Origin of the sequence: Pseudomonas sp. NC02 (genome assembly GCF_002874965.1) — a bacterium.
Classification (GTDB): domain Bacteria; phylum Pseudomonadota; class Gammaproteobacteria; order Pseudomonadales; family Pseudomonadaceae; genus Aquipseudomonas.
This window is the reverse complement of sequence record NZ_CP025624.1, coordinates 4,313,131-4,326,133: the sequence shown is the minus strand read 5'-3', so window position 1 is coordinate 4,326,133 and position 13,003 is coordinate 4,313,131. Positions and strand designations below refer to the sequence as shown.

The following is a 13,003-nucleotide window of genomic DNA, read 5'->3' as shown; positions in this document are numbered from 1 at the left end:
AACGCTGTCTTCAGGCGCGATTGCATTCAGTGTGGGAGCGGGCTTGCTCGCGAATACGGCGTGTCAGTTAAAGAGGTATTGACTGATCCACCGCATTCGCGAGCAAGCCCGCTCCCACATTTTGATTGGGTTTCTTCAATAAAAGCGCCATGTCCAGAAACAGAAACCCCGGCACAGGGCCGGGGCTTCTTTGCATCCTTACAACCTTACACCAGCGCAGCGATTGCCGCGTTGAGGGTGGCGCTTGGGCGCATGGCCTTGCTGGTCAGCTCGGCGTTCGGTGCGTAGTAGCCACCGATGTCCACTGGCTTGCCCTGGACAGCGTTGAGCTCGGCAACGATGGTTGCCTCATTCGCGGTCAGGGTCTTGGCCAGTTCGCCAAACTGCGCTTGCAATGCAGTGTCTTCGCTCTGGGCCGCCAGGGCTTGAGCCCAGTACAGCGCCAGGTAGAAGTGGCTGCCGCGGTTGTCGATGTTGCCGACTTTGCGCGATGGCGACTTGTTGTTGTCGAGGAACTGGCCGGTGGCCTGGTCCAGGGTCTTGGACAGCACCAGGGCTTTCGGGTTGTTGTACGTCACACCCAAATGCTCGAGGGATGCGGCCAGGGCCAGGAACTCGCCCAGGGAATCCCAGCGCAGGAAGTTCTCTTCAACCAGTTGCTGCACATGCTTCGGAGCCGAGCCGCCAGCGCCGGTTTCGAACAGGCCGCCACCGTTCATCAGTGGCACGATCGACAGCATCTTGGCGCTGGTGCCCAGTTCCATGATCGGGAACAGGTCGGTCAGGTAGTCGCGCAGAACGTTGCCGGTCACCGAGATGGTGTCCAGGCCCTTGCGGGTGCGCTCCAGGGTGAACTTCATCGCGTCGACCGGCGACATGATGCGGATGTCCAGGCCTTCGGTGTTGTGGTCTTTCAGGTAAGCCTGAACTTTCTCGACCACGACGCCGTCGTGCGCGCGCTGTGGGTCCAGCCAGAAGATGGCCGGGGTGTTGCTGGCGCGGGCGCGGTTGACGGCCAGTTTGACCCAGTCCTGGATCGGCGCGTCTTTGGTCTGGCACATGCGGAAGATGTCGCCGGCTTCAACAGCCTGTTCCATCAGCAGGTTGCCCTTGCTGTCGGTGACGCGGACTACGCCGTCAGCCTTGATCTGGAAGGTCTTGTCGTGGGAGCCGTACTCTTCGGCTTTTTTCGCCATCAGGCCAACGTTTGGCACGCTGCCCATGGTGGTTGGGTCGAAGGCGCCATTGGCCTTGCAGTCTTCGATCACTGCCTGGTAGATAGTGGCGTAGCAGCGATCCGGGATCACAGCCTTGGTGTCGTGCAGCTGGCCGTCGGTGCCCCACATCTTGCCGGAGTCACGGATCATGGCAGGCATCGATGCGTCGACGATGACGTCGCTCGGCACGTGCAGGTTGGTGATGCCTTTGTCGGAGTTGACCATCGCCAGGGAAGGGCGAGCAGCGTATACCGCCTGGATGTCGGCTTCGATCTGCGCTTGCTGATCGGCCGGCAGGGCCTTGATGCGAGCGTACAGGTCGCCGATGCCGTTGTTCAGGTTGAAGCCGATCTGCTCCAGCACCACAGCGTGCTTGGCCAGCGCGTCTTTATAGAACTCGGCAACGATCTGGCCGAACATGATCGGGTCGGAAACCTTCATCATGGTGGCTTTCAGGTGAACCGACAGCAGCACGCCTTGTTTCTTGGCGTCTTCGATTTCAGCGGCGATGAAGCTGCGCAGGGCTTTCTTGCTCAGCACGGCGGTGTCGATGATCTCGCCAGCTTGTACGCTGGTTTTTTCCTTCAGGACGGTAGCAGTACCGTCCTTGGCGATCAGTTCGATCTTGACGGCATCAGCGCCTTCGATCTGAACGGCTTTCTCGCTGCCGTAGAAGTCGCCGTTGCTCATGTGGGCAACGTGGGACTTGGAGTCGGCAGCCCAGGCACCCATTTTGTGCGGGTGCTTGCGAGCGTAGTTCTTGACCGACAGCGGGGCGCGGCGGTCGGAGTTGCCTTCGCGCAGTACCGGGTTCACGGCGCTGCCCTTGACCTTGTCGTAACGTGCACGGGTTTCTTTTTCCGCGTCGGTGGTTACGGTTTCCGGGTAGTCCGGCAGGGCGTAGCCCTGGGCCTGCAGTTCCTTGATCGCAGCTTGCAGCTGAGGGGTCGAGGCACTGATGTTCGGCAGCTTGATGATGTTGGCTTCAGGGGTAACGGCCAGGTCGCCCAGTTCGGCGAGGTGGTCCGGCACGGCCTTGGCGCCCAGTTGCTCGGGGAAGCTTGCGAGGATGCGCGCGGCCAGGGAAATGTCGCGGGTTTCCACGGCAATATCAGCGGAAGCGGTGAAGGCCTCTACGATAGGCAGCAGTGAATAGGTGGCGAGGGCTGGGGCTTCGTCGGTGAAGGTGTAGATGATCTTCGAGCGGGTGGGCATATTCGGATTAACTCTCTTCTTTGCTGAAAGCATGCGCAGAAACTCGAGATGCGCCGGGTAAAGCGCGTTCGTTCAAAGTCATCCATGAGCGAAATGTCGAAGTTTCTTCGCGGTGATGTTGGGTTGCATCAGTCGAGCGTCAAGCGGGTGAGCTACTGTAGCAGCTCGGCTTTTCTGGCGGAGGGCGTCTGTCTAGAGCGGTCGGCCGTCGTGACTCTTTGGTCAGCGGCGGCATTATACATAGGTCGCTATGCTTACGCCGAGCCTTCATACAAAAGGTGTGTCGTCCATTGGTCTAAAGGTCGCAGGCAGCGGGTTGCGCCTAAAGTCGCATGATGTGCTCAAGATTGGCGCTTTTCCCTTTGCTTTCAAGCTTGTAGGCCGCTAAATATGCTGTTTTCGACGCAAATGTGCAGGGCCTGAGGTTTCAGTCCTCATTTATCTGGAGTAGGCTCGAACGCAGCCAGATGTTCAATCCATAGATGGAGTTCAGCATGGGATACAAGAAGATTCAGGTTCCGGCAGTCGGCGACAAAATCACCGTCAATGCAGACCATTCTCTCAATGTTCCTGACAACCCGATCATCCCCTTCATCGAGGGTGACGGTATTGGCGTCGACATCAGCCCGGTGATGATCAAGGTGGTCGATGCAGCTGTTAACAAGGCTTATGGCGGCAAGCGCAAAATCTCCTGGATGGAGGTGTATGCCGGCGAAAAGGCCACCCAGGTTTACGACCAGGACACCTGGCTGCCCCAGGAAACCCTGGATGCGGTCAAGGACTACGTGGTTTCCATCAAGGGCCCGCTGACCACCCCAGTCGGTGGCGGTATCCGTTCGCTGAACGTTGCCCTGCGCCAACAGCTCGACCTTTATGTGTGCCTGCGCCCGGTGCGCTGGTTCGAAGGCGTGCCAAGCCCGGTCAAGAAGCCAGGCGATGTGGACATGACCATCTTCCGCGAGAACTCCGAGGATATTTACGCCGGCATCGAGTGGAAAGCCGGCTCCCCGGAAGCGATCAAGGTCATCAAGTTCCTGAAGGAAGAGATGGGCGTCACCAAGATCCGTTTCGACCAGAACTGCGGGATCGGCATCAAGCCGGTGTCCCTGGAAGGCACCAAGCGCCTGGCGCGCAAGGCCTTGCAGTATGTCGTGGATAACGACCGCGACTCGCTGACCATTGTGCACAAAGGCAACATCATGAAGTTCACCGAAGGTGCCTTCAAGGAATGGGCCTACGAAGTGGCGGCCGAAGAGTTCGGTGCGACCCTGTTGGATGGCGGCCCGTGGATGCAATTCAAGAACCCGCGCACCGGCAAGAATGTGGTGGTCAAGGACGCCATTGCCGACGCCATGCTCCAGCAGATCCTGCTGCGCCCGGCCGAATACGACGTGATCGCCACCCTTAACCTTAACGGTGACTATCTGTCCGACGCCCTGGCGGCGGAAGTGGGCGGTATCGGTATTGCGCCGGGCGCCAACCTGTCCGACACCGTGGCGATGTTCGAAGCCACCCACGGTACTGCGCCGAAGTATGCCGGCAAGGACCAGGTCAACCCGGGTTCGCTGATCCTGTCGGCGGAAATGATGTTGCGCCACATGGGCTGGACCGAAGCGGCCGACCTGATCATCAAGGGCACCAACGGCGCCATTTCGGCCAAGACCGTGACCTATGACTTCCACCGCTTGATGGACGGCGCCAAGTTGCTGTCGTCGTCGGCGTTCGGGGATGCGCTGATTTCGCATATGTAAGCTGATACGGAGGCGTAAAAAAACCGGCCTGATGGGCCGGTTTTTTTTAGAGCGTTTGCTCAGTGGCTGATCAGGCCAGTTGTCTTTTTGATTTTTGAGCGACGCCCTCTTTGGGGGTAGTGGCGCTGACTGGAGCGCTGATATTCACTGCGTGCAAGCCCTTGGGTCCCTGAATGATGTCGAAGGAAACCGGTTGCCCTGCCTTTAGTGTCTTGTAGCCATCCATTTGGATAGCCGAGTAATGCGCAAATAGGTCGTCAGTCTTGTCGTCTTCGTTGATGAAGCCGTAACCCTTGGCATTGTTGAACCACTTGACCTTACCGCTCGCCATGCCCATATCCCTCTGCACCAGACTCCATCACTGGAGTATCATCCAGTTTATCCGTCCTAACCCGAATAAATAAGGTTGACTGCGCGGACCTTTTTTACCCACTGTGGGTTCTATTGGTTGTAACACTGATTTGCCGATAGTCAAGGCGACCAGTCGGTCAGAGTTGAAATTCTGACAGGTCGCCCCCACCACTGTATTTGAACCACTGACGAACCTTTCTTTCCATGCATGCAATCAGCCAGATTCGACTAACATTCAATCAGGATCGCCCGGATCATCAAGAAGACGACGACGGTTCTGCAGGCATTGCTGTCCAGGAGGCCAAGCCTGCTTTACAGGCGCCGCCGATGTACAAGGTGGTTTTGTTCAATGATGACTACACACCGATGGATTTCGTCGTCGAAGTACTCGAGGTGTTTTTTAACCTGAACCGCGAGTTGGCGACCAAGGTAATGCTGGCCGTTCACACAGAAGGACGGGCAGTATGTGGAGTGTTTACCCGCGACATCGCCGAGACAAAGGCCATGCAGGTCAACCAGTACGCCAGGGAAAGCCAGCATCCGCTACTCTGTGAAATCGAGAAGGACGGTTAACTCCGACCACTTGGGTATGAGGTGAAGCTATGTTAAACCGCGAGCTCGAAGTCACCCTCAATCTTGCCTTCAAGGAGGCCCGTTCGAAGCGTCATGAATTCATGACCGTCGAACACCTGCTGCTGGCACTTTTGGATAACGAAGCTGCCGCCACCGTACTGCGTGCGTGTGGTGCCAATCTCGACAAACTCAAGCATGACCTGCAGGAGTTTATCGACTCCACCACGCCGTTGATCCCCGTTCATGACGAGGACCGCGAGACCCAGCCAACCCTGGGCTTCCAGCGGGTACTGCAGCGTGCCGTTTTCCACGTACAGAGCTCCGGCAAGCGCGAAGTCACAGGGGCCAATGTGCTCGTGGCGATCTTCAGCGAGCAGGAAAGCCAGGCTGTGTTCCTGCTCAAGCAGCAAAGCGTTGCCCGTATTGATGTCGTCAACTACATCGCCCATGGCATTTCCAAGGTGCCGGGGCATGGCGATCACTCGGAAGGTGAGCAGGATATGCAGGATGACGAGGGCGGTGAGTCTTCTTCTTCGAGCAACCCGCTGGACGCTTATGCCAGCAACCTCAACGAACTGGCGCGCCAGGGGCGGATCGATCCGCTGGTGGGGCGTGAGCTGGAAGTTGAGCGCGTGGCGCAGATCCTGGCGCGTCGCCGCAAGAACAACCCGTTGTTGGTCGGTGAGGCAGGCGTGGGTAAAACCGCGATTGCCGAAGGCCTGGCCAAACGCATTGTTGATAACCAGGTGCCCGACCTGCTGGCCAACAGCGTCGTCTACTCCCTTGACCTGGGCGCATTGCTCGCCGGGACCAAGTACCGTGGCGATTTCGAGAAGCGCTTCAAGGCGTTGCTCGGCGAGCTGAAAAAACGCCCGCAGGCGATCCTGTTCATTGACGAAATCCACACCATCATCGGTGCCGGTGCTGCTTCCGGTGGCGTGATGGATGCGTCGAACCTGCTCAAGCCGCTGCTGTCTTCGGGCGATATCCGTTGCATCGGTTCGACCACGTTCCAGGAATTCCGCGGGATCTTCGAAAAAGACCGTGCCCTGGCGCGCCGCTTCCAGAAAGTGGATGTGTCCGAGCCTTCGGTAGAAGACACCATTGGCATCCTGCGCGGGCTCAAGGGGCGCTTTGAAGCGCACCATGGCATCGAGTACACCGATGAGGCGCTGCGTGCAGCCGCCGAGCTGGCATCGCGCTACATCAATGACCGGCACATGCCGGACAAGGCCATCGACGTGATCGACGAGGCGGGTGCCTACCAGCGCCTGCAGCCGGTAGAGAAGCGTGTGAAACGCATCGACGTGCCTCAGGTCGAGGATATCGTGGCGAAGATCGCGCGGATTCCGCCAAAACACGTCAACACCTCCGATCGGGAGCTGCTGCGTAACCTGGAGCGCGACCTCAAGCTGACCGTGTTTGGTCAGGATGCAGCCATCGACTCGCTGTCCACCGCGATCAAGCTGTCCCGCGCTGGCCTCAAGTCGCCGGACAAGCCGGTCGGTTCGTTCCTGTTCGCCGGGCCTACCGGCGTCGGCAAGACCGAAGCGGCGCGGCAATTGGCCAAGGCCATGGGGATCGAGCTGGTGCGTTTCGACATGTCCGAGTACATGGAGCGTCACACCGTGTCGCGCCTGATCGGTGCGCCTCCGGGCTATGTCGGCTTCGACCAGGGCGGCCTGTTGACCGAGGCGATCACCAAGCAGCCACATTGCGTGCTGCTGCTCGATGAAATCGAGAAGGCGCACCCGGAAGTCTTCAACCTGCTGTTGCAGGTCATGGACCACGGCACCCTGACCGACAACAACGGGCGCAAGGCGGACTTCCGCAACGTGATCGTGATCATGACCACCAATGCCGGTGCCGAAACGGCCGCGCGGGCTTCCATTGGCTTTACTCATCAGGATCACTCTTCCGACGCCATGGAAGTGATCAAGAAGAGTTTCACGCCGGAATTCCGCAACCGCCTGGACACCATCATCCAGTTTGGTCGCCTCAGCCATGAGGTCATCAAAAGCGTGGTGGACAAGTTCCTCACCGAGCTCCAGGCGCAGTTGGAAGACAAGCGCGTGCAGCTGGAAGTCTCGGACGCGGCGCGCAACTGGCTGGCGGAAGGTGGCTACGACGCGGCAATGGGCGCTCGGCCAATGGCTCGCCTGATCCAGGACAAGATCAAGCGCCCACTGGCGGAAGAGATCCTGTTCGGCGAACTGGCAGACCATGGTGGCGTGGTGCATATCGATCTGAAGGACGGCGAGTTGACCTTCGACTTCGAAACCACGGCTGAAATGGCCTGATAGCTGACGCAACAAAACAAAAAGGCGCCGAGAGGCGCCTTTTTGCTGTCTTGAAACCGATGCAGATCAAATGTGGGAGCGGGCTTGCTCGCGAATGCGGTGTGCCAGTCGACACAGTCAGTGACTGATATGCCGCATTCGCGAGCAAGCCCGCTCCCACAAGGGATTGCTGGTTTCAGGTAAATCGCGCGCACACAAAAACGCCCGGCATAACCGGGCGTTTTGTATTGACTTGATTAACGGGCGCGGTAAGTGATGCGCCCTTTGCTCAGGTCATAGGGCGTCAGTTCGACGCGCACTTTGTCACCGGTAAGAATACGAATGTAGTTCTTGCGCATCTTGCCGGAGATATGCGCGGTTACGACGTGCCCATTTTCCAACTCCACACGAAACATGGTGTTGGGCAGGGTGTCGACGACAGTGCCTTCCATTTCGAAGCTGTCTTCTTTCGACATGCAGTAAAGCCCTCGGTATCCAGTGAATGGCCCGGTGCAACTGCGCCAGGCAAAAGCGGCGTGCATTGTGCCCGAAAAAGGGTGTTTAAGCCAAGAGGTTCTAGTTCAACGTGACCCATCTTTGGTTAATTAGCAGCTCAATGGGCCGATATTGGGTCTTGTAGTTCATCTTTTTGCAGTTTTTTATCCAGTATCCGAGGTACACCGCCTCCAATTCCAGGCGCAAGGCTTCACCGATCTGCCACAGGATCGCAAAGCGTCCCAGGCTGCGCCGTTCCTCGGCGGGCTCATAAAAGGTGTAGACCGCCGACAGGCCATTGGGCAGCAGGTCAGTCACGGCGACCGCCACCAGTCGTCCCTCGAGCCGAAACTCATAGAAGCGCGAGAAGGGCAGGTCGCGCACCAGGAAGGTGGAAAACTGGTCGCGGCTGGGCGGGAACATGTCGCCGTCGGCGTGGCGCTGTTCGATGTAGCGTTGGTAAAGGTCGAAATATTCTTCGCTGAAGCCGGGTTTGGTGGCGGTAACGGTCAGGTCGGCGTTGCGCTTCAGGATGCGTTTCTGGTTGCGGTCCGGCAGGAACTGCGCCACCGGGATGCGCGCCGGTACGCAGGCGTTGCAGTTCTGGCAGTGCGGCCGGTAAAGGTGGTCGCCGCTGCGCCGGAAGCCCATTTCCGACAAATCGGCATACACATGCACGTCCATCGGCTGGCTGGGGTCGAGGAACAGCGTGGTGGCCTGCTCATCGGGCAGATAGCTGCATGAGTGGGGTTGAGTGGCATAAAACTTCAAACGCGCCAGCTCGGTCATGATCAACCCTCGGATAAGCTTTGAAATAAGTGTAAGCCAGGTGCGGGGAAGTCGCCTAGGAAACCCACGGAGCAGAGCTGGTTTGGTCCAAATGGTCGCGCAGGTAGTTGGCGAAGTCGCTGCGGGGAATGGCGCGGGCGCCGAGGCTGTGCAGGTGATCGGTGGGCATCTGGCAGTCGATCAGCACAAAGCCCCAGGCCTGTAGTTGCCGAACCAGGGTGGCAAAGCCGTATTTCGAGGCGTTGTCGGCGCGACTGAACATGGACTCGCCGAAAAACAACTGGCCCATCGCCAGGCCGTACAGGCCGCCCACCAGTTCGCCCGCGTCCCACACCTCCACCGAATGCGCATAGCCGCGCTGGTGCAGTTGCAGGTAGGCGTTCTGCATGGCTTCGGTGATCCAGGTGCCATCGGCATAACTGCGCGGCGCCGCGCACGCCTGGATGACCGCAGCGAAGTCCTGGTCGAAGGTCACTGTGTAACGCTGCTGGCGCAACAATTTGCCGAGGCTGCGGGAAACGTGCAGCTCATCGGGGAAGAGTACGGTGCGTGGGTCGGGCGACCACCAGAGGATGGGCTGGCCTTCCGAGAACCAGGGAAAGCAGCCGTGGCGGTAGGCCTGGATCAGGCGGTCGGCCGACAGGTCGCCACCGGCCGCGAGCAGGCCATTGGGTTCGCGCATGGCCTTGGCCAGCGGTGGGAAGGTCAGGGTGTTGCGTTGTAACCAGGTCAGCATGGCATCCAGGCTTACGGAAGGGGAGGGCGGTAACGGCGATGTTGTCCGTTGCAAGAACTGTGATTATTGTCGACGAAACGCTCTGGGGCTACCCCGAACATGGGATCGGTGCAGATAAGCATGAACGGGTGTTTCTGCAACTCTATGCCGGGGGCGTGGTCGTAATCGCGTACGTCGGTCAGTAAGCTAGCCTGGATTGGCAAAAACAGCTCATAAGCCTTTGTCAGTAAAGACAATGCATGCTCAAATTGAACGTTATGAAATTGAACATTGGCTATGCTGTGTAACGTAGGGCCAAGTGCGTGGCATCGCGCACACAAACCCGTACAATGCGGCCATTGGGGCGTTATCGCCGTTTCATGAATCAGTAGCAGGGTGTTAAAAGTAGCTCCACTGGCACTCGTTCATTTTTTACCTGCCCGGATTGGGCAGTGTTTTGCAGTCATTCAACAGATGGACGCGCTAAAGGCGCAGGAAAAGACCCGTTTTGAAGAAATCCGCCGCAACACCTAAAGCCGCAGTCGTGCCCGCCTGGCGCCAGCACCTGCACTACCGACTCAAGGAAGGTGCACTGATCGCCATCGGCGCGCTGTGCCTGTTCCTGATGATGGCCTTGCTCACCTATGGCAAGGACGATCCAGGCTGGAGCCACAACAGCAAGATCGAAGACGTGCAGAACTTCGGTGGTCCGGCCGGTTCCTACAGCGCCGACATCCTGTTCATGGTGCTGGGTTACTTCGCTTACATCTTCCCGTTGCTGCTGGCCATCAAGACCTGGCAGATCTTCCGCCAGCGTCACGAGCCGTGGCAATGGAGCGGCTGGCTGTTCTCCTGGCGCCTGATCGGCCTGGTGTTCCTGGTGTTGTCCGGCGCGGCCCTGGCCCATATCCATTTCCATGCACCTACCGGTCTGCCGGCCGGTGCCGGCGGCGCTCTGGGCGAAAGCCTCGGCGATCTGGCCCGCAGGACCCTGAACATCCAGGGCAGCACCCTGATGTTTATTGCGCTGTTCCTGTTCGGCCTCACCGTGTTTACCGACCTGTCCTGGTTCAAGGTCATGGACGTGACCGGCAAGATCACCCTCGACCTGCTCGAACTGTTCCAGGGCGCGGCCAATCGCTGGTGGTCGGCCCGGGTGGACCGCAAACGCATGGTTGCGCAACTGCGCGAGGTGGATACCCGCGTCAACGAGGTGGTAGCCCCGAGCACGCCGGACCGGCGTGAGCAGGCCAAGGTCAAGGAACGCCTGATCGAACGTGAGCAGGCCCTGACCAAGCACATGTCGGACCGCGAGAAGCAAGTGCCGCCGGTGATTGCCCCTGCGCCGCCGAAGGCCCCCGAGCCGAGCCACCGCGTGCAGAAAGAGAAACAGGCGCCGTTGTTTGTCGACAGCGCCGTGGAAGGCACCTTGCCGCCGATCTCGATTCTTGATCCTGCGGAAAAGAAACAGCTCAATTATTCCCCTGAATCCCTGGCGGCCGTCGGCCACCTGCTGGAAATCAAGCTCAAGGAATTCGGCGTCGAAGTCTCGGTGGATTCGATCCACCCGGGCCCGGTGATTACCCGCTACGAAATCCAGCCGGCTGCCGGCGTCAAGGTCAGCCGCATTTCCAACCTGGCCAAGGATCTGGCGCGTTCGCTGGCCGTGACCAGCGTGCGGGTGGTGGAAGTGATTCCGGGCAAGACCACCGTCGGTATCGAGATTCCCAACGAAGACCGGCAGATCGTGCGCTTCTCCGAAGTGCTGTCGACCCCGGAGTACGACAACTTCAAGTCGCCGGTCACCCTGGCCCTGGGCCACGACATCGGCGGCAAGCCGGTGATCACCGACCTGGCGAAAATGCCTCACTTGCTGGTCGCCGGTACCACCGGTTCCGGTAAGTCGGTGGGTGTGAACGCGATGATCCTGTCGATCCTGTTCAAGTCGGGCCCGGATGACGCCAAGCTGATCATGATCGACCCGAAAATGCTTGAGCTGTCGATCTACGAAGGCATTCCACACCTGTTGTGCCCGGTGGTGACCGACATGAAGGATGCGGCGAACGCCCTGCGCTGGAGCGTTGCCGAGATGGAACGGCGCTACAAGCTGATGGCGAAGATGGGTGTGCGTAACCTGTCGGGCTTCAACGCCAAGGTCAAGGAAGCCCAGGACGCCGGCACGCCGCTGACCGACCCGTTGTACAAGCGCGAAAGCATCCACGACGAAGCGCCGCTGTTGACCAAATTGCCGACCATCGTGGTGGTGGTCGACGAATTTGCCGACATGATGATGATCGTCGGCAAGAAGGTCGAAGAGCTGATCGCCCGTATCGCCCAGAAGGCGCGGGCCGCTGGGATCCACTTGATCCTCGCGACCCAGCGTCCGTCGGTGGACGTGATCACCGGCCTGATCAAGGCCAACATCCCGACCCGCATGGCGTTCCAGGTGTCGAGCAAGATCGATTCCCGGACCATCATCGACCAGGGCGGCGCCGAGCAACTGCTGGGCCACGGTGACATGCTCTACATGCCGCCGGGCACCAGTTTGCCGATCCGTGTCCACGGCGCGTTCGTCTCCGACGATGAGGTGCACCGTGTGGTGGAAGCCTGGAAACTGCGTGGCGCCCCGGAATACAACGACGACATCCTCGCCGGCGTCGAAGAGGCCGGCAGCGGCTTCGACGGTGGCAGCGGCGGTGGCGACGATGATGCCGAGACCGATGCGCTCTACGACGAAGCGGTGCAGTTCGTGCTTGAAAGCCGCCGCGCCTCGATCTCCGCCGTACAGCGCAAGCTGAAGATTGGCTACAACCGCGCTGCCCGCATGATCGAAGCCATGGAAATGGCCGGCGTGGTCACCTCGATGAACACCAACGGCTCGCGCGAAGTGATTGCGCCAGCGCAGATGCGTGACTGATTACGTGCCGCGTGGCAACACGCGGCACGCCTTGCAACCGAATCTAAGAGGACTCCCATGCGTCTTATCCGCATGCTGTTGTTGCCTGCATTGGCCCTGACTGCTGTTTCGGCTCATGCTGACCCGGCTTCCGTCGCCAGCCTGAAAAACCTGTTGGACAAATCCCAGACCCTGACCGCGCGCTTCTCCCAGCTCACGCTGGATGCCGGTGGCACCCAGTTGCAGGAAACCGCCGGCGAGATGGCTGTGCAGCGCCCAGGGCTGTTCTACTGGCACACAGAAGGCAAGGCCGAGCAGACCATCGTCTCTGACGGCCAAAAAGTCACCCTGTGGGACCCGGACCTGGAGCAGGCGACCATCAAGAAGCTCGACCCGCGCCTGAACCAGACGCCAGCGCTGTTGCTGTCGGGCGATGTGTCGAAGATCAACGACAGCTTCGACATTACCTCCAAGCAGACCAGCAACGTGATTGAATTCACCCTTAAGCCGAAATCCAAGGACACGCTCTTTGACACGCTGTCCCTGTCGTTTGGCAACGGCGTGATCAACAACATGCGCCTGGTTGACAGCGTCGGCCAGCGCACCGATATCCTGTTCTCCGGGGTCAAGGCCAACCAGCCGGTACCGGCATCCAAGTTCAAGTTCGACATCCCGAAGGGTGCCGACGTGATCCAGGAATAAACTGCCCAGAGGTTTCAAAC

10 protein-coding genes are annotated in these 13,003 nt (G+C 59.3%); 5 read left to right on the top strand and 5 right to left on the bottom strand.

Translation table 11 applies throughout. The features are described from left to right. Positions 1–206 precede the first annotated feature (206 nt). Positions 207–2,432, bottom strand: a complete 2,226-nt coding sequence (locus C0058_RS20395; RefSeq protein ID WP_003219595.1) for an NADP-dependent isocitrate dehydrogenase — start codon at positions 2,430–2,432, stop codon at positions 207–209. A 494-nt stretch (positions 2,433–2,926) separates the two neighbouring features. Between C0058_RS20395 and icd the strand changes: the two genes are divergently transcribed. Beyond that, positions 2,927–4,183 carry an NADP-dependent isocitrate dehydrogenase gene (gene icd, locus C0058_RS20390; RefSeq protein WP_003219599.1) on the top strand — a complete coding sequence of 419 codons (1,257 nt, stop codon included), beginning with the start codon at positions 2,927–2,929 and terminating at the stop codon, positions 4,181–4,183. A 70-nt stretch (positions 4,184–4,253) separates the two neighbouring features. On the opposite strand, the gene cspD is transcribed toward icd, so the two are convergent. After that, entirely contained in the window at positions 4,254–4,514 is a 261-nt protein-coding gene (gene cspD, locus C0058_RS20385; protein ID WP_023658953.1) for a cold shock domain-containing protein CspD, read from the bottom strand. A 224-nt stretch (positions 4,515–4,738) separates the two neighbouring features. Between cspD and clpS the strand changes: the two genes are divergently transcribed. Beyond that, on the top strand, positions 4,739–5,107 hold the full coding sequence (clpS, locus tag C0058_RS20380) for an ATP-dependent Clp protease adapter ClpS (RefSeq protein WP_003219604.1): 369 nt from the start codon (positions 4,739–4,741) through the stop codon (positions 5,105–5,107). 29 nt (positions 5,108–5,136) lie between these two features. Then, positions 5,137–7,407 (top strand): ATP-dependent Clp protease ATP-binding subunit ClpA, encoded by a 2,271-nt coding sequence (clpA, locus tag C0058_RS20375; protein ID WP_003219606.1) that lies wholly within the window; start codon positions 5,137–5,139, stop codon positions 7,405–7,407. A gap of 236 nt (positions 7,408–7,643) precedes the next feature. Here the strand turns inward: clpA and infA are convergent, their stop codons facing one another. The 3 genes from infA to aat form a co-directional block, all read right to left on the bottom strand. Further along, complete coding sequence (infA, locus tag C0058_RS20365; protein WP_002553999.1) at positions 7,644–7,862, bottom strand: translation initiation factor IF-1; 219 nt, start codon at positions 7,860–7,862, stop codon at positions 7,644–7,646. Between the two features lie 100 nt (positions 7,863–7,962). Next, positions 7,963–8,670 (bottom strand): arginyltransferase, encoded by a 708-nt coding sequence (locus C0058_RS20360; RefSeq protein ID WP_003219609.1) that lies wholly within the window; start codon positions 8,668–8,670, stop codon positions 7,963–7,965. A gap of 55 nt (positions 8,671–8,725) precedes the next feature. Beyond that, positions 8,726–9,406, bottom strand: coding sequence for a leucyl/phenylalanyl-tRNA--protein transferase (aat, locus tag C0058_RS20355; protein WP_003219611.1), 681 nt, complete (start codon positions 9,404–9,406; stop codon positions 8,726–8,728). A 487-nt stretch (positions 9,407–9,893) separates the two neighbouring features. Here aat and ftsK point away from each other — a divergent pair, with 487 nt between their 5' ends. Both ftsK and lolA read left to right on the top strand, forming a co-directional pair. Next, positions 9,894–12,302 carry a DNA translocase FtsK gene (gene ftsK / locus C0058_RS20350; protein ID WP_003219614.1) on the top strand — a complete coding sequence of 803 codons (2,409 nt, stop codon included), beginning with the start codon at positions 9,894–9,896 and terminating at the stop codon, positions 12,300–12,302. A 57-nt stretch (positions 12,303–12,359) separates the two neighbouring features. Continuing rightward, on the top strand, positions 12,360–12,983 hold the full coding sequence (gene lolA / locus C0058_RS20345; RefSeq protein ID WP_016975527.1) for an outer membrane lipoprotein chaperone LolA: 624 nt from the start codon (positions 12,360–12,362) through the stop codon (positions 12,981–12,983). Positions 12,984–13,003: the final 20 nt, after the last annotated feature.